The sequence below is a fragment of the uncultured Pseudoteredinibacter sp. genome (genome assembly GCF_947500695.1).
Lineage (GTDB): Bacteria > Pseudomonadota > Gammaproteobacteria > Pseudomonadales > Cellvibrionaceae > Pseudoteredinibacter.
Map to the genome: position 1 here is coordinate 261564 of NZ_CANMSS010000006.1, position 24109 is coordinate 285672.

General features: G+C 44.8%; 24 protein-coding genes. 8 read left to right on the forward strand and 16 right to left on the reverse strand.

The genetic code is table 11. From position 1 onward, the window contains the following. Position 1 precedes the first annotated feature (1 nt). Together Q1A08_RS13020 and Q1A08_RS13025 are read right to left on the reverse strand one after the other, a co-directional pair. The gene (locus tag Q1A08_RS13020) at positions 2 to 955 is read right to left on the reverse strand and encodes an alpha/beta hydrolase (protein WP_299773574.1); all 954 of its coding nucleotides are present in this window, start codon (positions 953 to 955) and stop codon (positions 2 to 4) included. Positions 956 to 1043: 88 nt separating this feature from the next. Further along, positions 1044 to 2012 (reverse strand): NAD(P)H-dependent oxidoreductase, encoded by a 969-nt coding sequence (locus Q1A08_RS13025; RefSeq protein WP_299773575.1) that lies wholly within the window; start codon positions 2010 to 2012, stop codon positions 1044 to 1046. A 187-nt stretch (positions 2013 to 2199) separates the two neighbouring features. Between Q1A08_RS13025 and Q1A08_RS13030 the strand changes: the two genes are divergently transcribed. The 5 genes from Q1A08_RS13030 to Q1A08_RS13050 all read left to right on the forward strand — a co-directional run bounded on the left by Q1A08_RS13030 (position 2200) and on the right by Q1A08_RS13050 (position 6224). Continuing rightward, positions 2200 to 3096 (forward strand): LysR family transcriptional regulator, encoded by an 897-nt coding sequence (locus Q1A08_RS13030; protein WP_299773576.1) that lies wholly within the window; start codon positions 2200 to 2202, stop codon positions 3094 to 3096. 225 nt (positions 3097 to 3321) lie between these two features. Beyond that, positions 3322 to 4161 (forward strand): glutathione-dependent disulfide-bond oxidoreductase, encoded by an 840-nt coding sequence (gene yghU, locus Q1A08_RS13035; protein ID WP_299773577.1) that lies wholly within the window; start codon positions 3322 to 3324, stop codon positions 4159 to 4161. A 144-nt stretch (positions 4162 to 4305) separates the two neighbouring features. Beyond that, positions 4306 to 4698 carry a DUF2306 domain-containing protein gene (locus tag Q1A08_RS13040; protein ID WP_299773578.1) on the forward strand — a complete coding sequence of 131 codons (393 nt, stop codon included), beginning with the start codon at positions 4306 to 4308 and terminating at the stop codon, positions 4696 to 4698. Between the two features lie 90 nt (positions 4699 to 4788). Beyond that, positions 4789 to 5196 (forward strand): MerC domain-containing protein, encoded by a 408-nt coding sequence (locus Q1A08_RS13045; RefSeq protein ID WP_299773579.1) that lies wholly within the window; start codon positions 4789 to 4791, stop codon positions 5194 to 5196. Between the two features lie 8 nt (positions 5197 to 5204). Next, the gene (locus Q1A08_RS13050) at positions 5205 to 6224 is read left to right on the forward strand and encodes a GTP-binding protein (RefSeq protein ID WP_299773581.1); all 1020 of its coding nucleotides are present in this window, start codon (positions 5205 to 5207) and stop codon (positions 6222 to 6224) included. A gap of 61 nt (positions 6225 to 6285) precedes the next feature. On the opposite strand, the gene Q1A08_RS13055 is transcribed toward Q1A08_RS13050, so the two are convergent. From Q1A08_RS13055 to Q1A08_RS13085, 7 genes are all read right to left on the reverse strand, one after another. Beyond that, on the reverse strand, positions 6286 to 7842 hold the full coding sequence (locus Q1A08_RS13055) for a hypothetical protein (RefSeq protein ID WP_299773583.1): 1557 nt from the start codon (positions 7840 to 7842) through the stop codon (positions 6286 to 6288). 48 nt (positions 7843 to 7890) lie between these two features. Next, positions 7891 to 8484, reverse strand: coding sequence for a hypothetical protein (locus tag Q1A08_RS13060; protein ID WP_299773585.1), 594 nt, complete (start codon positions 8482 to 8484; stop codon positions 7891 to 7893). A 240-nt stretch (positions 8485 to 8724) separates the two neighbouring features. After that, complete coding sequence (locus tag Q1A08_RS13065; protein ID WP_299773587.1) at positions 8725 to 10017, reverse strand: ATP-binding protein; 1293 nt, start codon at positions 10015 to 10017, stop codon at positions 8725 to 8727. Between the two features lie 89 nt (positions 10018 to 10106). Continuing rightward, positions 10107 to 10826 carry a response regulator transcription factor gene (locus Q1A08_RS13070; RefSeq protein ID WP_299773589.1) on the reverse strand — a complete coding sequence of 240 codons (720 nt, stop codon included), beginning with the start codon at positions 10824 to 10826 and terminating at the stop codon, positions 10107 to 10109. Continuing rightward, positions 10826 to 11236: a lactoylglutathione lyase gene (gene gloA / locus Q1A08_RS13075; RefSeq protein WP_299773591.1), complete on the reverse strand. Its 411-nt coding sequence runs from the start codon at positions 11234 to 11236 to the stop codon at positions 10826 to 10828. The genes Q1A08_RS13070 and gloA overlap by 1 nt, the downstream gene beginning before the upstream one ends. Before the next feature lie 38 nt (positions 11237 to 11274). Then, positions 11275 to 11682, reverse strand: a complete 408-nt coding sequence (locus tag Q1A08_RS13080; RefSeq protein ID WP_299773593.1) for a hypothetical protein — start codon at positions 11680 to 11682, stop codon at positions 11275 to 11277. A gap of 62 nt (positions 11683 to 11744) precedes the next feature. Beyond that, entirely contained in the window at positions 11745 to 12425 is a 681-nt protein-coding gene (locus Q1A08_RS13085; RefSeq protein ID WP_299773595.1) for a hypothetical protein, read from the reverse strand. A 234-nt stretch (positions 12426 to 12659) separates the two neighbouring features. On the opposite strand from Q1A08_RS13085, the gene Q1A08_RS13090 reads away from it, so the two are divergent. After that, a complete protein-coding gene (locus Q1A08_RS13090; RefSeq protein WP_299773597.1) occupies positions 12660 to 13361 on the forward strand; it encodes an SOS response-associated peptidase family protein in 702 nt (233 codons plus the stop codon). Positions 13362 to 13469: 108 nt separating this feature from the next. On the opposite strand, the gene Q1A08_RS13095 is transcribed toward Q1A08_RS13090, so the two are convergent. Both Q1A08_RS13095 and Q1A08_RS13100 read right to left on the reverse strand, forming a co-directional pair. Continuing rightward, positions 13470 to 15428, reverse strand: a complete 1959-nt coding sequence (locus Q1A08_RS13095; RefSeq protein ID WP_299773599.1) for an ATP-binding protein — start codon at positions 15426 to 15428, stop codon at positions 13470 to 13472. Positions 15429 to 15548: 120 nt separating this feature from the next. Further along, positions 15549 to 17912 carry an EAL domain-containing protein gene (locus tag Q1A08_RS13100; protein WP_299773601.1) on the reverse strand — a complete coding sequence of 788 codons (2364 nt, stop codon included), beginning with the start codon at positions 17910 to 17912 and terminating at the stop codon, positions 15549 to 15551. A 236-nt stretch (positions 17913 to 18148) separates the two neighbouring features. On the opposite strand from Q1A08_RS13100, the gene Q1A08_RS13105 reads away from it, so the two are divergent. Both Q1A08_RS13105 and Q1A08_RS13110 read left to right on the forward strand, forming a co-directional pair. Then, positions 18149 to 19432: an FAD-binding oxidoreductase gene (locus Q1A08_RS13105; protein WP_299773603.1), complete on the forward strand. Its 1284-nt coding sequence runs from the start codon at positions 18149 to 18151 to the stop codon at positions 19430 to 19432. A gap of 430 nt (positions 19433 to 19862) precedes the next feature. Beyond that, positions 19863 to 21347 carry a PAS domain S-box protein gene (locus Q1A08_RS13110; RefSeq protein ID WP_299773605.1) on the forward strand — a complete coding sequence of 495 codons (1485 nt, stop codon included), beginning with the start codon at positions 19863 to 19865 and terminating at the stop codon, positions 21345 to 21347. Positions 21348 to 21421: 74 nt separating this feature from the next. On the opposite strand, the gene Q1A08_RS13115 is transcribed toward Q1A08_RS13110, so the two are convergent. Genes Q1A08_RS13115 through Q1A08_RS13135 form a run of 5 tightly spaced genes read right to left on the reverse strand, consistent with a single transcriptional unit; the run spans position 21422 to position 23676 of the window. After that, positions 21422 to 21937: a GNAT family N-acetyltransferase gene (locus Q1A08_RS13115; protein WP_299773606.1), complete on the reverse strand. Its 516-nt coding sequence runs from the start codon at positions 21935 to 21937 to the stop codon at positions 21422 to 21424. An 11-nt stretch (positions 21938 to 21948) separates the two neighbouring features. Continuing rightward, positions 21949 to 22362: a GFA family protein gene (locus Q1A08_RS13120; RefSeq protein WP_299773608.1), complete on the reverse strand. Its 414-nt coding sequence runs from the start codon at positions 22360 to 22362 to the stop codon at positions 21949 to 21951. Between the two features lie 17 nt (positions 22363 to 22379). Further along, positions 22380 to 22766 (reverse strand): DUF5329 family protein, encoded by a 387-nt coding sequence (locus Q1A08_RS13125; RefSeq protein WP_299773610.1) that lies wholly within the window; start codon positions 22764 to 22766, stop codon positions 22380 to 22382. Between the two features lie 39 nt (positions 22767 to 22805). After that, positions 22806 to 23279 (reverse strand): GNAT family N-acetyltransferase, encoded by a 474-nt coding sequence (locus tag Q1A08_RS13130; protein WP_299773612.1) that lies wholly within the window; start codon positions 23277 to 23279, stop codon positions 22806 to 22808. Position 23280: 1 nt separating this feature from the next. Then, positions 23281 to 23676 carry an MAPEG family protein gene (locus Q1A08_RS13135; protein WP_299773614.1) on the reverse strand — a complete coding sequence of 132 codons (396 nt, stop codon included), beginning with the start codon at positions 23674 to 23676 and terminating at the stop codon, positions 23281 to 23283. Positions 23677 to 24109 lie beyond the last annotated feature (433 nt).

Below are 24109 nucleotides of genomic sequence, written 5' to 3' on the forward strand. Positions count from 1 at the left end.
CCTAAAGCGTCTTAGTGAAGTGCTCACTTACAGCATCAACCGCTTTCTTTACAGCCAGCTCTTGATCATAGAAATCAAACTGTGAAATATTATCCAGCCAAACCGCCTTAACATTAGGGCCAGATTTTTCTACATACTGTTCGGCACCGGCGGGTAATGCCATCGCCTCAGAGGCAACCACTAGGACCGGTTTTGTTTGTTGGCTTGCGCTTTGCAGTGCATTGTAGTTCAACCAACCTTCCCAAGACGCTAAGTTAAATTGGTTATCGTATTCGGGAATTAAGCCTCGATTTACCTCAGTATAGTAAGGTGCCTGAAACATCAGTGCTTCTTCATTGCTCCGACTCGCTGCTTCGATAAATTGGTTTAAACCTCTGAATTTTTCCGCCACTGAGAGTAGATTTTCGACGCCCTCAGCTCCACCATAAATAGATTCCACTAGAACCCTATCATGTAGCCAAGGCGCGACAACGGCCACGGACTTCAAATTGTTCGAGCTAATAGCGGCATCCAACATATATCCAGATGAAGCACAAATGCCCAAACCAGCCAATCTCGAAGAATCAACACCCTTTATCGAGCCAGCAGCCTCGATCACCGCGGTAATATCTTCAATTTTACGAGTAGGATCTTCCAAAAACTTGATATCATCGGCCGATTGCCCCCAGCCCCTGAAATCAAAGCTTAATGCGGCGAAACCTTTCTCAGCCAAAGCCTTTGCATAGACTGCCGGCATTTGCTCTTTCACGGTTGTCCATGCGCCAGTTACGATAACCAAAGGCGGATTCTCTTTACCCTCTGGCAAATATAAGTTAGCAGCAAGTTTGCCTACCCGAGTTTCTAGCTCTAAAGATTTCATCTCAATAGACTCCGTTGTGATAATAGAAGATTGTCCATTCGCTAATACGAATGGCGTAAATAGAACCAACAGAAATATGAAAATAAACTTTTGCATCGACGCCTCCAGTTCAATAGTTGATAGGAGGCATCATAGGGCCTGTCGGCTATCAATGATTGAACAAAGCTGCTCAATCATTTGTACTTTATTGCAACACTTCCACCCTATACTCACTGATGCTGATAGACTGCTGATCATCAAGCTCTAGCTGCCAGTATTCATTCACCAGTAAGTTTAAGTCCTCACCATTAAATGGCGAATCACTCTGGGTTTGAGCAATCAAACGTACACGAATCTCGACTTGGTATTGATCACCTTCGAGCGCTTTGATGGACAGCTGTTCTACCTGATGTTCACAGGGTGATTTAAAGTTTTCGCGTGCCAATTGATACCAATCTTTAAAGCCTGCATGGCCCTTGAACTCTCCTTCGGGGGAAGACCATACTAAGTCCTTGGAAAGATGTTCGAGAAAGAAGTCCGGGCTTTCCCCCAAATGATCAAACTCAGCAAACCAGTCGGAAACAAACTTAGAAATTAGGTAGTCGGCATCGCCATGTAGTGTTTGTAAGCGTTTAATCAACGCATCACCATGAACATCAGCTCTTCGCTCAACCTCTTCCAAAGTGTTATACACCCCAGGGATATAGACCATTCGATGACTATAAACTGCTTTGACAAAGTTCATGCCAGCCAAATAGGCGGTTTGCTGCAGTGGGTGTAAGAACTGCTCGATACTAAAGTGGTTGTAACCCAAAGGTTGATAGGATTCTGCAGGACCACCAATCGTAAATGATAGTAAAAGATTCTTACCTTTTAACTTGTCGCCGTTTGCGCCATAGGCAAAATCGTAGGCAAACACATCGTCCAACCATTTTTTCAATAAAGCGGGAACGGAGTACCAGTAAAATGGGTACTGCAAAACCACAGTATCTGCCGCAAGTAGAGCCGCTTGCTCTGCCTCCACATCAATCTGATAGTCTGGGTACAAAGCACCTAGATCTCGTACGCTCACATTATCGAGCTGTTCTTGCAAGCGATTGATTACGCGTTGGTTAGCATTAGATTCTGCTAGATTCGGGTGCCCAGAGATGACTAGGACCTGTGGTTTGCTCATGTTATGACTCCTTCGACGAATTTGATCATTAGCGATTTGCCTGGTCTACCATGCTACCCAGTGCAACTGTTAATTTTTAGATGATCTTTACTTAGTTCACTATTTGATAAAAACTAACAATCAGTAGAGGCATGTGTGGTAGTCAAGCACCCCAGAGGCCTAGTCAGGCCGCTAAAGGAGAATCACAATGAAAGGCTCAACTTTTAACCAATTAAGGATCTTTGAAGCCATCGTAGCCGAAGGCAGTATCCGTGGGGCTGCTCGTCGCCTCTCTATGGCGGCGCCCAGCGTGAGCCTGGCCTTGCAACAACTGGAGACGCAGCTCGATTTACCGCTGTTTCAACGCAGTACTCGCAAGATTGAACTTACCGAGGCGGGTCTTTTGTTATCGCAGAGAATAGATGGACTAATGAATGAATTAGATCTGGCCTTTGAAAGTGTGCAGGATTTAAGCTCACAACCCAGCGGGGTCGTCAGTTTAAATCTGCCTCATTTTGCTTTTGAGTGTTTAATAAAACCGATTTATGCCGAATTTTGTGAGCGCTATCCAGATATTGAGTTAGAGCTTTATATCGATGATGCCAAGGTGGATATTCTCGAAACAGGACATGATATAGGCATTCGATTCGGGCATATGTTGGCACCCAATACGGTGGCTTACCCACTGAGCAAGGAATTAAAAGACGCACTCTTTGTTTCGCCGGCTTATGCCGAAAAACACGGCGTCCCTACAACTCCAGATGAGCTACAAGGACACAAGCTAATTCGTTACCGTTTTATTGGCTCGAATAAGCTCATAAATCTACGTTTAAATAACAATGGCCAAGAAATCCAACTTGCGATGCCCACCGCCTTAGTGGCGAATAATACCGACGTTATGGTAGATGCAGCCATACAAGGTCTAGGGGTAGGACGTATGGCACTTCCGCTGGTAGAAGCTAAGTTTGATAAGGGAGAATTAATTCCGGTAATGGAGGATTATTGGTTAAGCATACCAGCATTGCATATATATTTTTTGCAAAACAGTCAAAAGACAAAACGAGTTAGAGTTCTTGTCGATTTTCTCAAAGAAAAATATTTCTGAGTAAACCGGTAAGTGGATACTTTGAAAAATTTGGAGTTAACACTAAAAATAGGCTCTATAAATTCGAACACTAAAGACAAATTATTGGTGATATGCGCCAGCAAATTAAGAAATGTAAGTCCCACTAAGCTTATAACTGCAATATCTTTGGCAAAGCCCTGCACTTGCAATTAAGCTAGTGGGGTATTTATATCTAATCAAATTTTCTTTTGCCGAGGCCATTTTATGAGCGAGCAAGAATATACCCCAGCGGCGGTTTGGACTTGGGACAAAAACGATGACAATCGATTTGCCAGCATTAACCGCCCTATTGCCGGACCAACCCACGATAAAGATCTACCTGTAGGCGAGCATCCATTTCAGTTGTACTCCTTAGCCACTCCTAACGGTGTAAAAGTTACCGTGATGCTCGAAGAGCTACTCGCCCTTGGGCACCAGGGCGCGGAGTATGACGCCTGGATTACCAACATTATGGAGGGTGATCAGTTCGGCAGTGGCTTTGTATCGGTAAACCCTAATTCAAAAATTCCAGCGCTGCATGATCGCAGCAGTGAAGAACCAATCCGGGTATTTGAATCTGGAGCAATTTTGATGCACCTTGCGGAGAAGTTTGGTGAGTTTTTACCAACTGAGCCGGCCGCCCGCGCGGAGTGTTTATCATGGTTATTCTGGCAAATGGGTAGCGCACCCTATCTTGGCGGTGGTTTCGGACACTTCTACGCTTATGCCCCAACCAAACAGGAATATCCGATAAATCGCTTTACCATGGAAGTTAAGCGTCAACTAGACGTGCTTAACCGCAATTTGTCGGAGCGTCGTTTTTTATGCGGTGATGAATACACTATCGCCGATATCGCTAACTATCCTTGGTATGGCGTCTTGGTCGAAGGGCATTTATACAATGCCGCCGAGTTTTTGGATGTTGAATCTTATACTCATGTGCGACGCTGGGCAGATGAAATTAGCGCCCGCCCTGCTGTGCAACGTGGCCGTAAGGTCAACCGTGTTTGGGGTGAAGAGCATGAGCAAGTTAAGGAGCGACACAGCGCTAGCGACTTAGATTAAGAGCTGATAAGCGGCCTGCTGTGCAGATTCATAGCAGGCTTCCTTTGATCACAGCTGCTCAATTAACCCCTACACTGGCGATTGCCCCCACCCCTGCTTGGCCTTACTATAAATACGATAACAACAACGAATAAAGGCTTTGCAATGAGCTACGAATCTTTGATGTTTTTGCATTTACTGACCGTTGGCCCAGCCGCCTTAATCGGTATATATCTTTTTTTACGCCGCAAAGGCACTGCAATACATAAGCTCTTAGGAAAGATTTACATGGTGTTAATGTTACTCACAGGGCTTATCACTCTTTTCATGCCAGCTGCTATAGGTAGCCGTCTTTTCGGGCATTTTGGCTTCATACACCTATTTAGCCTGCTCACACTTTATGCTGTGCCTTCCGCGTACCTAGCTGCACGCAGGGGAAATATAGTCGCGCACAAGAGCGCAATGTTAGGGTTATTTATCGGCGGCGTATTGATTGCTGGGACCTTTGCTTTTATGCCGGGGCGCATCCTGCACAGTTGGCTTTTCGGCGCCGCCTAAAACCCCAAATGAAAACCATTATCACTTTCCATATTCAGTGTTATGTTATAACATTATGATTTCACTTCCCCCCTAGCTAACAAGGACACCATGATTAAAGCCAGCCAACTGGGTGATAGATTCGCCATTAGCCTTTCCGCACTTTGTAGCATTCATTGCCTCGCGACACCTATTCTGCTGGCGGCATTGCCCTCTCTGACGGGCTTAGCGTTACTGGACGAAGCATTTCACAGCTGGATGGTTCTGGCTGTAGTACCATGCAGCCTGTTAAGCCTTTTAATAGGCTGCAGAGAGCACCGTCAAGGCTCCGTCGCCTGGCTTGGCCTACTTGGTATTGCCATCTTGCTAGCGCCACTGGTATTAGGCCATGAAACCGTTGGCGAGTGGGGTGAAAAAGCCTTGAGTGTGGTAGCGGCAATCGTTATTGCCTTGGCACACTGGAAAAACTACCGCCTTTGCCAAACAGAGCGATGCACATGCGATGAGAAACCTATTTAGATTAAGCCATGACTATTAAAGCTGTACCTTGCAACATCATTACCGGCTTTTTAGGTGTTGGTAAAACCAGCAGTATATTAAACCTGCTCAAACAAAAACCCGAAAATGAGCGCTGGGCTGTTTTAGTCAACGAGTTCGGTGAAATTGGCATCGACGGAAAGCTCATCGAATCACAACAACAAGATCAAATTTTTGTCCGAGAAGTGCCCGGCGGATGTATGTGTTGTGCCGCGGGCCTGCCCATGCATATTGCCTTGAATCAATTGCTACAGCGAGCCAAACCTGACCGCCTACTCATTGAACCAAGCGGCCTGGGCCATCCAAAAGAAGTCATGGAAGTATTGCATGCCGAGCACTATCAAGATGTGCTGGATATTCAAAAGTGCCTGACCTTGATTGATGCTCGCAAACTCAATGATGAGCGATACACAGAAAACCCCATCTATTTACAACAGGTGACTATTGCTGATGTTGTAGTCGCCAATAAAGAAGATCTATATCGCCCAGAACATAAGCAGTTATTACACAGCTTTTTAGACTCCCAAGGAAAATCACAAGTAAAGACAGTCTTTTGCAGTCAAGGTGATTTCCCTTTCGAGCTTTTATCAGGAGCCAGTGGCTTTCAATTGCAGAAATGCTGCTCTCACCATCATGATTCGGCAGCCGAGGAAGAATCAGCAGAAGAAGCGTTAGCTATTAATAGTTTTGAAGAAGCCGTTATCCCCCAAGAAGGCTTTATTAGTCAAAGCAATAGCTCCGAAGAGTTTTCCAGCATTGGTTGGCGCTTCTCCCCCAATGTACTGTTTAATCATTCTAAGCTTTATGCTTGGGCAAACGAGCTATTGGCCGAGCGAATGAAAGCCGTTTGTATTACCGAAAGCGGCGTTTGGGGCTTTAACAAAACCCCAGACGGACTACAGGAAATCGAACTAGATGACTGTATGGAAAGTCGATTCGAGATTATAGCTAGCAAGCTCGACCCGAACTGGGAAAAGGAATTGTTGGCCTGTCGCCTGCCAAGCGCTTAACAAACTCACTCAAAACGCCTAGGTCACTCTAGCATTAGCCTAGGCGTTCAAAGTTTTGGCTTTAGTTTTTACAACTTACCTCTGCAAGGTTACTCAGCCTTGTCATTGGCATACTGCCACTTCCCATGGAACTGCTGCTCCAACTCAGTGTCGCTTTGCTACAGTCCTCTGGGTCGAGCGCGAGGTCTAGACTTCCCCAATTACTACGAGTGATATTATTTGCATTAAAGGCCGTACCAAATTCACCACCTGACACAGTAATCGCTTGAGTTTCTATGGCGGGCCCAACGACTTTGCCGGTGCCTACGATCCACAGTGGCGCTCCGGCCTGATCGAAGGTATACCAATAAATCACGGCTCTGCCATCATTCAAAACCTCTACCGACAGACCGTGCCCCGATTGCTCTGGGTTATACCAAGATGCACTGGCATTCGCCGAGGCTACTGGATAAAACAAAGGATGCGCCTTAAGTACAGTCGCCTGCTGAGCGCTCATATTAAAAGGCATAAAATCAGCAACGCCACTGTAAAACATATAATTGCTGGCGCCACCGTCTCTACCACATTCAAAATCATCTACGGCCTTATCTCCAGCACGGCCATCAACACCTAAGTTGCTACGCCCATCGAAATCTCGCAAAGCACACTCCAAAGTATCACTAAAGCTATCATGCTTTTCGCCACTTTCTTCGGTGGTATGCGGTATAGACATCAAATGTGACATCTCATGCACTAGATTTGCCGCGTGCCCCGCTATATCACCACCATAAGCTCGCTCCGACATCAATACACAACTGTTACGATAATTTTCATGCATGACCGTTGCAGGTAGACCAGGTGAAACACCAGCAATACCACTTACCTGCGATGAGCTAATCGTCTCGACCAGACCAATATTCAATGCGCGACCAGAACCAAAATCCTGCCCCAAACGTTGGCACAGTGCCGGTATTTCATCTTCGTTGGTGTCCGCGAAGCTAGCAAGCAAGCTCTGATCGGCTTCCTGAATATTTAATTTACCAGGACGCAGCTGGTGTGGGCGCATTAATCGGCTTATTTCGCTCACTAAACCCGTTTTAAAACTGTCACTCAAACTACGCTGGCGAGTGTTTGCACTACGATCTAAAACCAAGATATTAATATCTATGGCCTGACTACCATTAACGTGCTGCTTGAAAACAGCGCGCACATCCATAGCTCGGGTATCGCCACCATTCGAAATGGCACGAATTTTATATTTTCCTGCCTTTAGCTGACTATCTGGGTGATTATTACTAGGTAACAATACAGCAAAATCAGCAAGGTTACCGAAGGCGTCTTTACTTACATTGCCCGTCACATCAATACTATCGCCATTGATAGCCGCTGAATAAATAACCTTACCTGTTGGATCAACAATCCGGTCAACCAACACTTCTGCATCTGCAGCTACCGTTCGCCCAGTAATATACATAGAACGATCCGAGCTTAATACGTCAACAGTAAACTCTTGTCCAAATTGTACATTCTGTATTTCTACAATACGCAAGTCATCCATTGTGGCGGATTGCGCCCAAATAGAATGCGCAGTCGCTACTGATAACAGGAGCAGCGCCGTTCGAATAAAAGGTCTAAACATTTCTGTGCTCTCTCATTTAAATTTAAGTACTTTCAAGTTCAAATTTCATTAGAAATCGCTCAGCATTTCTTCGCGAATCTGTGTTTGTTTTGGAAAAATATCATTGTGCTTTTTAGCTTTTTTAAGAGGCTGGGTAAGCACTGGAAAGGCCGATATTTCTTTCTCACTCATCCAGTGAATATCGTCGGCTTTAGCGGCTTCTAATGTGTACCAATAGAAATCATCGCTACCCACCATCGCTTGGTAGAAATCACGATAAGGTTTATGTTCTGGCGCTGTGCGCGGATACTCCAGTGCCTCCTGAAAACCATCACTCCAGGAGTGAACCCCCAACTGAGCTCCAGACTCCATTTCACGCTCAACCCCAGACATAAAAAGATCTACTGCGCCTGATGCAATAACACTGTCGCTTCTCAGATAGGTCGACAAGCCCTGATTTCGAACGAAATGACACATTTGCAAATTTGTTTCGTCATCAATGCTGCCTGGCATCACCGTCAGAACGAGTGTTTTGACTTGGGGGTTGCTTTCAATAACAGTTTTCATCTGCTCATAGCTTTTAGAATTGATAATGCCCATCAGATACAATTTATCGCCTTCAACCTTAGTTTCGGTTAAGCTTAGGTGATTCATCTGGAGCATAATCAACTGCTCACAGGCTGTTAGGAAAAGCGACGAAAAAAGCAACAGTGTAAGCGCCAGTGTTTTGGCTTTGAATAAGCGCAAGCGCTTAAATATCGGTCTTAGATTCATTAGCTAACCTCCATAGTTGAGACTCACCCTCACGGCTGAGCCCTTGGAGCACTAATTATCAAAAAACGATAGCAATTAGATAAGTTGCAAAGAGTATGACTTTGTCAGGGTTTGTAAGTAGGCACGAGCCTACTTCAAAGGCAGGTAAAAGCTGAACCGAGCGCCACCAGAGGGAGATTCACTTAAATTAACTTCACCGCCGTGCAACTCTATAGCTTGACGAACAATGGCGAGCCCTAGGCCATAGCCACCATATTCTTCGGAGTTTCGGCTTCTAGCACTGTCAATTCGATGAAAGGGGTGAAAGATAGCTTCTCGCTGATCTTCAGGAATTCCTTCACCATCATCATCATCATCAAAATGAATAAAAATAGCTTGTCCGTCGGACTGAAGGCTGACTTCGATAAGCTCTTTTGCGTATCGAAACGCATTTCGGATAATGTTCTGTACGGCTCTTTGCATCAGCGCGCAATCAAATGAGTATTGACAAGCCTCTTCGGAATGGGAATATCGAATTACAATTTCCGACTCCAACTGCAAACCTTGTAGTGACTGAAGTAACCAAGTCACGATTTCCTGCGGCTCACGCTGAATACGATACTGCGCATTTTCCATTTTGGCGTGTTGCAGCAGCTCTTCAACAAGATAACTAAGTTCCTTTACATCTTCGTCAAGACCTTTAATGTATTTAGCCCTAGTCTCAGCACTGTGTTCATCTGCTAGCATATCCAGCTGGCACTGCAAACGAAATATTGGCGAGCGTAGCTCATGAGCAATCGCATTGCTCAATTGTTTATGGCTTTCGATAAGCTTTTCGATACGCTCGGCCATTAAATTAAAGCTCAGGTTTAACTGCCCAACCTGCTGATTCTTGGCTTTGGGAGCACGCGCCCCCAAATCGCCACTGGCCAGTCTTTCGGCGGCCTTGTTTAAGGCGACTAATTTAGCATTCAAAAAATATACCCAGGCTCCAAGCACTAGCCCCAAGGCTATAAAAACAGCTATCAAGGTTAAATCAGTGCTCAAACTTAATTGATCTAATAATGGGTGATTTTCCCGATATTGAAACCTGTAAATTTTGGAATCTTTAGGAATAAGGAAATAGCTAAGAGCTTCATCGGAGTTAACAACAAGGACACCCTTTTCCCTTAACAGCTGTAACTCTTTTTCAAAGAGCTCATCTTCCTCAGCAACGCTAAGCTCAGCACCCATTTCTTTCGCCAATGCATGCATATGAGAAATTTGCTGCTGGGGTCTATCTGTCAACGTAATTGCAAGCTTACGATAGGCTTCAAACTGCTGTGAGAACAACTTATCCTGAGCATCACCCCAGATTCCAAGGAATATGGACTGCAAAACGATTACCGCAAATAATGCACTGGCAATTAAACCGAAATAGAGCTTAAAAAACTGGCTTTTCACTGGCGGTTCCGATTAACAGTTAAACTAGCATCATCATTCCATATTGACTCGCCGAATGCTGCAGGATTTTTGTATGGCTTTGTATGGGCCTACCACTGATCTGGCACAAAGCGGTAGCCTTTACCTCTTACTGTAACAATACGACGTGCTTTATTTGGATCCACTTCTAGCTTTTTTCGCAAGCTAGCAATGCGGTTGTCGATGGTTCTGTCTAGCCCATCATATTCGATACCTCGGGCATCCAAAGTGAGCGTCTCGCGGCTGTATATTTCATCGGGTTTGGATGACAGCAGCCAGAGAACATCAAATTCGCCGGGCGTTAGATCAATCTCAAGGCCTGCGAGGGTACAACGGCGCAGTGAGCTATGCAGAGTCAATCGACCAAAACGGCGCTCTCGGCTTGAAGCAGATACTGAGGGCTTAGACGACGCCTCTGCTGGCGGCATTGGCCGGCGCAATAGCATTCTAATACGAGCTAAAAGCACACGTGGCTGCAGTGGTTTGCAGACATAATCATCTACTCCAAGCTCCAATGCAGCCACCTGATCCATATCATCATCATTCGCCGTCAACATCAGTATCTGCCCAGCATACTGATTGCGAACCTGGCGACAGATACTCAAACCATCCAGCCCGGGAAGCATAAGATCCAGAATCACCAACTCAGGAGCCTCAGATAGGATCCGCTCAGGTGCCAAGGCACCATCGCCCACCCAAGACACCTTAAAGCCTTGCTTGGCCAAATATTCTTGCAGAATATCGGCCAGCTTTGCATCGTCCTCGACTAAGAGGATGTGGGGCCCTGCCACTAACCTAGGCCTTGACTCATAGACTTACGCTGTATCAGCTCAATCGCATAACCATCAGGATCGCGAACGAAAGCAATTTCAGTGCTTCCGCCTTTCACAGGGCCTGGTTCTCGACTGATCTCACCACCCGCTTCCCGAATAGCATCACAAGTTGCGTAGATATCTTCAAATCCAATCGCCAAATGACCAAAGCCCGAACCAAGGTCGTAGCTCTCGGTATCCCAGTTGTAGGTTAGCTCGACCACCGCTTGACCACTGGATTCTTCACCGTAACCAACAAAGGCCAAGGTATAACGATACTCAGGGTTTTCAGATTTGCGTAATAGCTTCATACCTAAAATACGGGTATAAAAGTCGATACTACGATCCAAATCACCAACGCGAATCATAGTGTGTAATAGTTGAGGCATAATCACTCCAATAATAAAAATACTCAGTCTTAGCTGAGTTAAAAAATAAGCTGCTTGCCAGTAGCTAAGTACATTATAGCTAGAGTTAGACAGGGAATTAAGACAATTGCAATATAGGTAAATGACCCATGGTAAAAACCTATTAACCGAACTTGCCAGCCTTCAAGCTCTACTCCTTCTGCTTGCATCTTGCTGTAACGCGGCAATAAATAGTTAGCAAGCAGTATATCTAGCAACTCCAAAGGCAAAAGCCCCCAAAACACCAGTATTAATTTTTGCTGCAGCCAAGGCGATTCGAACAAAGAATAATTGGCTGCCATCCAGACACCACTGCCTAGAAGTAAAAGGAGAGCCACATGTTCTAGTGCAATAAGACGGTAGAACAGTCGATACTGTTGATATAGCTGCTGAGGATCTTTAATAGTCCGCTGCGCTCTGCGCAACATCAGCCAAGCCCCTAAAGGTGGGCCCAGCCAAAAAACCAAGGCCCCCAAATGCAGTACTTTGACTAAGGCGTATTCCATTTTTCTTTAAGAACCTGTGGTGTAAAACGGATATAGGCTATTACCAGCATCCAGCTAGTACTAAGCACCATGCTAGTGGCGGTGAAGAACTCAGCGCCGGCCATGTAATCAATAGCTATGGACGCCGACAGAGACAAGCCCAATATCCAAGATGTTAAGCCCCATATAAATGCCCAGATTGGAAATACTCGCTCTCGCCAAGCTATTATCGTCAGTGCCAACCCGCCAAGATTATATAAGCCATTACCCAAAAAACCTGTCAAATGACTGGCAATTAATTCTAAGCTTTGCATGATGTCTAGGTTTAGCTCAAGCAAGACCACCTTAGGAATAATAAAAGCATAAATTACTTCGGCAATTAAGTCGGGTCCGATCCCCATCGCGACGATAGTCAAAGCGATGCGAGCTCGCATTCGAGATTTAAGCTCCCCTGCCAAGATAGAACAGAACACAAACAGACCAATAGCTGACGCCATCCAAACCATCCAAGACATAACCCATAATGCCTGATTCGCAACTATAAACTCTGCTCTTTCCAGCACAGTGGTATCAATCGGAAGACCGGGCCTCATAGGCCCATTCATTAGCAAGCAAGCCAATGTGATAATGGCAACAATAATATGCAAACTAAAAAACTTGAGTTTATCTGATCGCTTTTTCAACATAAGAAGATCCCTGTGCTTTGCCCCATATCACCCATCTATCTCACCAAGCTATCTCGGCTACCTATCTCGCTTACCTATATTGATCACTTCTAGGCAAGTTAATTCTAGAGGGCTACAACTCAATTTATCCCTGCTTGCAACTTTACCATAGACAGGCAGCAAGCATCATAATAGGGTGTTCACTAAGAAATTTAGGGCGCTGTTTTCCCTGCCTCCAAGGTTGGTAATAATATTATGTGTGGTCGATTCAATATCAGTGACTCTCCGGCAGTGCAGCAGCTGTTGCTGCGCCTGGGTATAGATAGCCATAACTGGCCTGTTCGCTTTAATGATTTTCATCGGGCCTGTAATACCATCAGCATTGTTCGGCATGATGGCCAAAATACTGTGCTAGAGGACGCCACCTGGTGGCTGCTGTTGGAGTTCAAAGACGATCGTTTCAAACCTTCTCGTTATACCTCTTTTAACACCCGCTACGACAAACTCGACGTACCTCGCTCGGCAGGCTATCGCCCTTTTCGTCAAAGTCGCTGTGTCATTCCTGCCAGTGGTTTTGGCGAAACAGAGTATGAAACGGTTAACGGTAAGAAAAAGCCCATGCGCTATACCAATTTTAACGCCAAAGAAGCAATTGCCTTTGGCGGGCTTTATCGGCAGTGGCAGCACCCTTTAAGCGGCGAAATAGTTAATAGTTGCAGTATTATCACACTCCCCCCACACCCCAAGCTTAACCCTTATCACAGCAAAGCATCCCCACTCATGTTACCGCAAGAGGGCCCGTGGCTAGAGCAATGGTTAGATCCAGAGATTAGAGAGGTGGAACAATTCGCTCCACTATTGCAACCAGCCATCCGCCAGGACTTAGAAGCTCAGATAATTAATAAACCATCTGAGCGTCTCGCAATTGGCCGTTCAACGACTATTTTAGCTGACTGAAAGCCCAGACATGCGATCAAAATTCACCCACGCTTGCACGATAATTCGCTGCACGTCCTCGGCCGGTATATCGCTATCTACCAAGCAACAAAAGCATTCTCGAGTCCATTAATCGCAAAGTGCTGTTTCAACTAGCTCAATTAATCGTTCAAACTCAAAAGCTTTCGCCAATTCCATCAGCTCATTAGCGGTTTCGCTATTTTCTGCGGGAATACTATTAATGATGCGATTAATGTTTTCGCTATCTAAGGACTCTAAGGCTTGTTGCAACTCCATTAGCAATTGCCTGTCGAGCATCAATACCAGCTCCGAAAGATCCAAGTTGGGTAAACCTGTTTCACATTGATCCAGTTCATCAACATAGTTGTATTCTATATTGAGGTAGTCCGCCATGGTGGCAAATATTTCGTCCTCTTGATACGGTTTGAGTAATACCACCTTGCAGCCAGCGTCCAAGGCTTTCTGATCTTCGCCTGGCGCAATACTCGTGGTAATTGCCGCGACTACCGGAACCTTTGCACTTGCATTTGATAGAATTCTCTGGCAAGCATCAATTCCATTGACCTCAGGCATCCGAATATCTAGCCAAATAAAGTCGGGCTGATAACTAGGCACCGCCGCTATAGCTTGCGCACCGTTGTTGACCGTAAGCACATCAAAGCCAACACGCCCTAGTAGCTTTTTCAGTAAGTTACGGTTGTGCTTTTGATCTTCAGCGATCAATACTCGAATAGTTTTTTGGGAGTTTTTCAGGGAGGCAACTCTTCGCTGCTCACGATTGAGCTTTTCACTGTCATTCGCTAACACCACTTGGCTGCTAAAACTTACTGTAAAAGTGCTGCCTTTATTCGGTTCGCTGTGGACTTGAATTTCACCCCCCATTAGCCCCACAAATTTTGATGTAATTGCCAAGCCTAAACCTGTTCCTTCGATGGCTCTACCGGAAATTTGTTCAAAGGGCTTAAAGATTTCCTGAGCCTGCTCAGGCGTCATACCCAAACCGCTATCCTTCACTTCAAAATACAGCTTTTGAAAGCCTTGATCTTCTGTAGACAGCACGGGCTCAGACCAGACCTTCATGATCACGCCGCCGGATTCGGTATATTTAACAGCATTGCTAAGAAGATTGATGAGGATTTGGCGGATCTTAATTAAATCCGACCTTACAAATTGAGGAACATTGGGCGAAATATCTACGGTATATGAAAGCTCTTTTTCTACAGCCTTGGGCCTAATCAGCTGGCCAACATCCTTTATGGTTTGCAATAACTCTACTTCGCTTTCATCATAATCCATTCTGCCCGCTTCAATCTTAGACATGTCCAAGACATCGTTAATCAAGCGCAGCAGGTGCTCCCCGCTAAATCGAATAGCTTGCAGGTCATCCAAGCTGTTGTCAGAAAGGCCACTTTCCTCTTGAAGCATCTTAGAAAAACCTAAAATGGCGTTTAGTGGCGTTCTTAACTCGTGAGACATATTGGCCAAGAATACGCTTTTTGCCTTACAGGCCGCTTCGGCTTTTTCTTTTGATTTGATTAGCTCATCTTGAGCATTGATTAACAGCTGGTTTTCGTAAATGGTTTTAAGGCTTAGCTGAACACTTTGCTGAAATTCTCTTAGCAGCTCTTTGTATTGATCGTTATAGTGATTCTCTTTGCCATCCAGCACACAGATGGTTCCGAACACTTCACTATTCGGCCATCTTAAGGGCATTCCTAAATAGGAGATCATATTCAGTTTTACATCAGGATTATTAGCCCAAACAGGGTCTGTCAGAGCATTAGGGACAAGTAAAGTATCATTGCTAGACATGACCGTCTCGCAATATAGTCCCGTGTGCAAATCAGCCAACTCATTGGGCTCATAGACATTATCGCTATTGCTCGAAGCGATACACACCTCAATTTGTTTTTGATGCACTCGCATAATCAGACCGGCTGGAACACCCATGGCCTGCGCCATTAAATCGATCGTTTTCTGCCAGCTCTGCTGAATATTCTCTGGGATCTGCAAATTATTGAGAATGGTGTACTTACCCGTACAATCAGCATCTAGTATCGCATTCATTACCTTGTCCCTTTAACCTTGTTTATTTATCGTCATCCCCATATCACCGAGTGAAAGATCACCCAATTGAAAACTCGTCCTAAATTCGATCTAAGCTTGCTGGTCTTATTTATCGAAAAACTAATTATTTTTTTGCAAATTAATCGTCGAAAAAATCGACCTCAATTCGGATGCCTTTATAGGCTTGTAGAATTTATAACCTTGGTAGTAGTCACAACCATCTCTTAACAAATGGTCAAACTCCTCTTCTTCCTCAACACCTTCAGCGATGGTTTCTAAACCTAGATTTTTTGCCATACCGATAATGGTGGAAACAATCGTCGCGGCCTGCTGATTGAGATGCACATCAGTCACAAAGGAGCGATCAATTTTCAACATATCGATGGGAAGCTTAAGTAGATACGACAAGCTAGAATAGCCCGTTCCAAAATCATCAATGGAAAACGATACTCCGAGATTTTTCAACTCGTTTAACTTAGCGATAGTAGTATCCACATTGGAAAGCATTAGTCGCTCTGTCACCTCCAACTCTAAATTCTCAGGCGACATATTAAAGTGCTCTAGAGTTTCTCTAACATTGCTAACAAATTGATCACTGGAGAAATGACGTGGGCAAATATTGATTGCCAATCGTTTAAAGGCTTTCGGCAACAAGCCCTCTTGCTGCCAATGCATAAACTGTGAGCAAGCCGAACGAATAGCAAAGAGATCTAAATCAACAATAAGGTTTGATTCTTCTGCCAATGCAATGAAAATATCCGGACGAACAAAACCAAACTCTTCACTCTCCCAACGCATTAAAGTTTCTAGACCTACAATCTCGCCGTTCTTATTAACTTGCGGTTGGTAGACCATATAGAGCTCATTATTTTTAACCGCTTGCCGCAGGCCTTTTGTTAAGGCCAACCTAGATTCGGCTCGCGATTGATACTCCGGTTTGAAAAATTGAATGGCATTTTTACCCGTCTTCTTGGCCTGATACATCGCCGCATCGGCTTCAACGAGATAATCCTGACCCTGTTTATCACCCTTACCAAATAGAGTAATTCCGACGCTAATCGACATTTGGACTTCATGGGCGTCGATATGGAACGGGCGAGTGATAGCTTGTCGAATTTTATCGGAAACAAAGTGCGCTCGTTCGGAAGCATTAGCCCGGTCATCGCTTAACATTGGCAACATAATGACGAACTCGTCACCGCCCCATCGGGCACAGGAATCCGTGGAACGTAATACCTCTTGAATACGCTGTGAGGTGATTTTGAGCACTGAATCACCCACCTCGTGACCTAATGCATCATTCACCAGCTTAAAGTCGTCCAAGTCAAGGTAAACCAAGGCTCCCACCATACCCGTACGGCCGGAGACATTAATTTCATGAGCGATACGATCATTCATTAAACGACGATTGGGCAAACCTGTTAGCTCATCGTGATAAGCGAGAAATTCAATTTTCCTATCGGAAGAACGGCGTGCAAGACTACTACCAATTACTTCTGCTACCTGCCGGTAGTAATCAATATCTTCTTCTCTAAATGCCTGATCAGGTGGAATGCTAATGGCCAGCAAGCTGAGTAGAGTATTTTTGACTTTGATCGGCACAATGAGAAAGTTGGTCTTAATATCACCTGCAGCAAGGCCTAGCGGACGCTCTTCGTTTTGCAAGACAATGCGTGTTGCTGAAAAACCTTCATATAGTACTATCAGCGTGTTTGCCTCTAAAAAACCTCCGAAGCCCAGCTCATTGATAATGCAAACCATCAAGCAGTTCAGTTGCTGATTTAGGCTTTTATCGCCCAAGGTAAATGAATTAAAGGCATGGCTTTTGGGGTGATCGTTGAAGGTAATGACTGCCGCACTGGGGTTTTGGTCGTGTTTGTCCAATACTTGGCTTAGTGCTTCAAGTATTTTATTGATATAGCTATTGACGGCTAGATCATCGATTGGTGTACGCAGGATTTTAGCGAGCGCTTTCTCTCTTATGCTTAGGTTTTTATATCGACTAATTGCCTCTTCCAGCTCTTTGGTTTTTCCTTGTACCTTTGCTTCCACTTCTTGATTTGAGCGCGCCAGCTGCTTACGCATACCACTTAAACTCAAGTGAGTGTTTACTCTGGCTAAAACCTCCTCTATCTGGAAAGGCTTGACGATATAATCTACGCCACCGCTTAAAAAGGCTTTAATCTTGTCATTAATAGTATCTAGTGCACTAACGAAAATAATTGGTGTATCTTCAAAACCCTTGGTTGACCTGATTCTCTCACAGGTCTCATAGCCATCCATTCCCGGCATATTTATATCAAGAAGAATGAGATCAGGCTGCACCTTTTCAAGGCTGCGCAAGGCAAGCTTGCCGCTAATGGCGGGCAACACTCGATAACCTCGCGACTCCAACATTCGCTGCAATACTTGCAGGTTTTTTGAGTTGTCATCGACGATCAATACTGAAAACTCTGTCTGACATTGATCAGTCAATATTGACATTGTATTCTTAATCCTAAGGCCTAAAAACGACATTCCTTAATAGACCCTAGACCAATAACTAATTCTCTGCCAAAGCAAATAGTACTAACTCAAACCCTTTTGTTAGCTAATGTGAATATACCTCCCTGAGAATCGTACATACTGGACCATTTGGGTTATATACCTTGCTGCTGGCCTCTGGTTAAGCTGGCAGCTTATTGCATAAACAACCAATAAAGAGAGACTAAAGTGATAGCATGACACGATGCCCTTCTTATTATTCCGCTAGCATCAACGAAGAATCCAATTACCCCACCCTAAAAGACGATCAAAACTGTGATATAGCCATCATTGGCGGCGGTTTTACCGGTGTCGCCACAGCACTTGAACTTGCCGAAAAAGGCTTTTCAGTTAGCCTAATAGAGGCCAATAAAATTGGCTGGGGCGCCACCGGAAGAAATGGTGGACAAGTGACCGGCAGCCTCTCTGGCGATCAAGCCATGTTAAAGCAATTGAGGAAGACCATTGGAGCCGATGCAGAAGATTTTGTCTGGAACTTAAGATGGCGCGGTCATGAAATCATTAAACAACGTGTCGCCAAATATGGTATTGAATGCGATCTAAAGTTTGGCCACCTACAAACGGCCTATAAGCCCAGCCACATGAAAGGCCTGAAGGCTTTCTATCAAGAAGCTCTTAGCCGCGGCATGGATGAAGAGCTAGAGATTATCAGCGCCGCCGACATCCCCAATTACCTGGATAGCCCCATCTACCACGGCGGATTACTCAATCGTCGCAATATGCACCTGCACCCACTCAATCTTTGTCTTGGTGAAGCTAAAGCAGCTAGCGGCCTAGGTGTTCGAATTTTCGAAAACAGTCCGGTTATCGATATTGAAGAAAACGACAAAATAATAGTTAAAACTCAGCATGGTCGAGTTACTGCTGACCGAGTAATGATCGCGGGCAATGCATACCATAAATTGGGCAGACCAAAACTCGGAGGAATGCTCTTTCCGGCGTCATTAGGCAACATGACAACCGCTCCGCTAGGCGATGAGCTGGCTAAACAAATTAACCCTCAAGATCTCGCCGTTTACGATTGCCGATTTGTTCTCGACTACTATCGACTAACTGCCGATAAACGCTTGATGTTCGGCGGCGGCACTAACTACTCAGGTAAAGATTCTAAAAGTGTTTCGGCCGAGCTACGTCCTGCAATGGAGAGAACCTTTCCGACATTAAAAGGAATCGATATCGAATTTGAATGGACGGGTATGGCCGGTATTGTAATAAACCGCATCCCCCAACTGGGTAAGCTCAGCGATCGAATCTATTATTGCCAAGGCTATTCTGGCCATGGCGTCGCCGCCTCTCATATCATGGCAGAAATTATGGGTAATGCGATCGCGGGGCATATGGAAGACTTCGATACTTTCGCTGCCTTTAAACATATTAGAGTTCCTATTAATGACTGGCTTGGCAACCAGGCTTTAGTCCTGGGCATGTGGTATTACAAACTGCTTGAGAAATTTCGATAAGACTATTTAATCACGAGCTGTTGTTGCCGTTAAATACTGCAATAACAGCTCGCTCAGCCTTCTATTTTTATCATCTCTCTCACCTCTCACCTCTCAGAACTCAACCAGAATTAGCGTTTCGGTAGCTGGCCGCGCTATAGATTATGTAGAGTTTTGGCGAGCATGTTCGGCAATCCCAACGGGATTAACAAATAATAAACCCTGTGTTTTGTGGCGGAATATAAGCCAAACAATCTATGTAAAGAACGTCTAAAAAGCACTAGGTATTTCGCAAAATACCCATCTAGACTCAAATAATCTTGGCTGAATTTTGTACAAGATTTGTCAAAGCCTTATATAAAAAGTGGTTAAAAAATTAACAATTAACCCTTCAGAGGCTTCCCAAATGACCGTTAACTACTGATAGAGAATTCTAACTGCCGAGGTACCCATGCTGTCATTCCTAAAGCCCCGTAATAATAACGACGAAAAGACCGCAACAAAGACCGCCGAACCCACTCTTGATAGTGCAGCACAGAGCCGTGTAGACACTCAGCTTATGGAAAATATGCTTGAGCAGTCTGAGCAAGGCGTTGTCATTATCGATGGAAAGAATTGTATTACATTTATGAATTCTGCAGCGGAAAAGCTATGGGATATCAGCAAGTCCGATGTTATGGGGCAAAACGTCAAAGCCTTAGTTCCTAAAGCGATACAGGCTGATCACGACAGCTACGTAAATAACAATCGTCGAACTAGCAAAAATATTATTGTTGGTACCAGCCGTGAAGTTCAGCTGGAGCGTCACGATGGCAGTACGGCTTGGATAAGCCTATCACTGTCCAAAATCGACCTAAATGGCGAGCAAGGTTACGTTGGATTCGCACGCGATGTGACCGCAGATCGACGTGCCCGTGAAGAAACCCGCCAAATTCTCGAGCAAGCTTTGGATGGTGTTATTACTATTGATAAGCACAACAATGTCACCTTTATGAACAAGTCCGCAGAAGATCTTTGGGGATATTCGCGAGATGAAGTCATAGGGCAAAACATTAAGATGCTAGTCCCTAAAGAAATCCAAGCGAATCACGATAGCTACGTCAATGCCAATAGAACAACCGGAAGAAACACTATTGTCGGAACTAGCCGTGAAGTTGACGTAGTACGTAAGGACGGCAGAGTCATTAACGCGGCTTTGTCACTATCTAAAGTAGAGGTAGATGGTGAAATTGGCTATACCGCCTTTGTTCGCGACATCAGCGCGGAAAAAGCGTCCAGGGAAACTATCAAGCAAACCCTATCCCAAGCTTTAGATGCCGTAGTTAGCATTGATGCTGATAATCGAGTATCACTATTTAATGCAGCCGCCGAGGCATTATGGGGCTACTCAGCGGATGAAGTGATCGGCCAAAACGTAAAAATGCTGGTGCCCACCAATATCAAAGACCAACATGATACCCTCGTAAACCGAAACCGAGAAACGGGCGAAAATAAAATTGTTGGCACTAGTCGAGAGGTCCCCGTCTTCCGAAAAGATGGCACTCAAAAGTGGGGCAATCTATCGCTCTCTAGAATTGAAGTTGCTGGTAAAATTATGTACACGGCATTTGTAAAAGATATCACAGCCCAGGTAGAGCAACGCAACGCCATGGGTGAAATCATGAGCAAGATTACCAAATCCAGCCAGGAGATTGGGGAAATCTCTAAGGTGATTGATGGTATTGCTAGTCAAACAAATCTGCTCGCTCTGAATGCAGCTATTGAGGCTGCACGAGCTGGTGAATACGGCAGAGGTTTTGCTGTGGTTGCCGATGAGGTTCGTCAACTTGCCAGTCGCTCCTCAGAATCCGTGACTAAAATCAACAGTCTTTCAGAAGACAGCCAGCGCTTCCTCAGCGAATTAGCCGAGAACTACCAAATAAATAAAGAGGGCTAATAAAGCCAAGCCCTTACAGTAAGGACTATCAGTAGTATACTGTAAGGGCGCTCAAGAGGTTTAATTCCTAATATCTAAGTAGCAGGATGCCTATAGATATCCCACTTCCCGCCGCGAAAATCTATCTCTCTATCAAAACAAGCGCCAACTGCTAAAGCCAGTTTTATCGAAGCTTGGTTTTCTTTAGCGATTAAACTGATCAGTGATATTTCCGGCAGGTATTCTTTGCCGATTTTTTGCAGTGCCCTCGCCGCTTCGCTGGCATAGCCCTTGCCCCAATAGGCTGGCGCCAATGCCCATTTTATTTCTGGGCTGGGCCAATCATTCGGGCACCAAAAGCCGGCCGTGCCGATTACCTTGCTACTGCTTTTTTCTTCCAGAGCGTACGGGCCATAGTCCCTCAGTATCCAATGCCCCAACATAGCACTCATTATTCTCCAACTTTCGCCTTCACTGAATGCACGCCCTACTGTATAGCGAGTGGCCTCTTCTGAAGAATAATACTCATGAAGGTCTTTCCAATCCTCGTCTTTGAACTGACGTAGAATTAATCTTTCCGTTTCAATTTGCTCGGGAACTTTAAATTTCATAGCTAAAAATCTTATTCAAATTCTAAACACTGAGGCAAATGACTATCTATAGAATACCAACTTGCTTTTTGCGACACCCAAATATGGTTTTTCTCTTTTAGTTGAAGCGAGCCTTCCATTGAATCGTCCATTGACTCATCTAAGGAACCTAGGCGAAGTACGATATGCTGGGATGTTTTTCGCTTCGCATATATTTGTGTACCACAGTGAGAACAAAAATGGCGAATTTTCCCGGGGGAAGACTCAAACTGACTTAAATGCTCATCCCCTAGAACTGTAAAATCATCCACTTTAACAGCCGCCACACTGGAAAATGCGGCGCCATGGGCCTTACGACAAGTAACACAGTGACAATGCACTACATCCCCAATATTGCCATTGATTTCATAGCGAACTTTTCCACACAAACAACTGCCGGCTGCCATACAATCCCCCCGTATTCTTACTTATCTTCTAAGTTTCGATAGCGCAATAGTTCTTTGGTCAGCCAATCTACACTTTTTATTTCATTTTTTATCGCCTTACCCTCAGCACAATGAACCTTGTAATACTTCCCAGACATTGTGCTTTTGGTAGCGGAAAGGCGAATAAAGTCTTCTGCTGTCTTTATCTCATCGGCAAAATAACGGTACTTTCTTTGTATATGTTTTACCGCTTCCTGCCCGCTATGCCGCTTGCCATTGCGCTCATATTTGCAATTGGTGCTTTTCACATAGGCTAGCAGGTGATTTATTTCTTGTTGAGATTTAGCTGGCTCACTTGCATCTGCTGGTACCACCCCAATAGCCAAGACCATTAAAAAGAGTAAGGCAAAGCATTTTTGTTGCATTAGAACTCCTAATAAGACGCGGTGTTTCAGTTTCCCGAGCTATAGCTCGATCACCATATCAATACGATGCATACCCGGCCCCCAGCCATCAGGCGTCTCACGAACAACCTCAGCGCCAAACTTCTTAAAAAAAGGGGCCGACTTATGACTAGCTGCAATTTTTAAGGCCTGAGTCCCGAGCAAACTAGCCCGATTTAAAGCCCGTGACATAAGCTCGGTTCCAATTCCACTACCCTGCATATCGGGGTCGATCAAAATCCAATTTAACGAGGCATTCCTTGCTTCCCTACCATCACCACCCATCGCTTTCCCTTCTGGAAACACCCCAAATGCCGCTATAAGCTTGCCCGAAACAATGCAAAGCTCGTAAGCTTTGGGGCTTGCTTCAAGAAAATCTTTGTAATCATCTCGCTCATTGGGCGCAAAGTACTCGGGGCAATTTGCATCGAATAGCTTCAAGCAATCATCCAAGCTTGCCGAAACATAGGGCCGATATAAAAGCTCTTCTTTCACACTAAATATCCACCACAAGCTTACTCCACATTGCTAACACCGCAACAAAGTTAATGGTAAAAACCACCCCGCGTAATATAATACTGGAATGAAAAATCTGCACCGCACTGTGCAACACCCTACCCGCCACAAAAATCCAAGCCATAAGAATGTAGAAGGTCGACGACTCAAGGTCCTTCAGGACTATCAATATACAAGCAACATGAAAAAAAAGCGGCCATTCAAATTGGTTACTTAGATTGGCGCTTATTTTTACCTGGACTGATTCATAAGGATTACTGCCATCACTACGATTTCCGATACCCCACACCTTCGGTGCTCTAGCGACGGTCAACATTGCATAAAGGGCTGAACACAGCAGGATATGGACCACCATAGGAATTACTATACTTTCCATACTTCAATACTCCTTTTGACCCTTACGTGACTTTTGTCTTTGGCGACGACGCTCTTTACGAATACTTGCTCCTGTAAGCTCCAACTCACAAACTTTCGCGAAGGCTAGTTCCACTAGCAAAGGACCCGCTAAAATTAATAATGCGAATGTCAAAAAACTATCTGTCTTTATACCAATATATACAGCGATACTAGCAATACACATTAGAAGTAAAGACAAACAGCATTTAGAGAGAGTTGTGTACTGATAGTTATTGAAACAGCTATGACAATCCATGCTAGTTGCGAAGGACAGCATTTTTAATCCAAGCTCATACTCCTTACAGTTTGGGCACTTGCGTTTCATAGCTCCTCAATCCCTCTTCAACACTCACTACTCAGGCGGTTATAGCGTTAATCTATTGATAAGCTCTGATCAACACAAGTCCTATCCC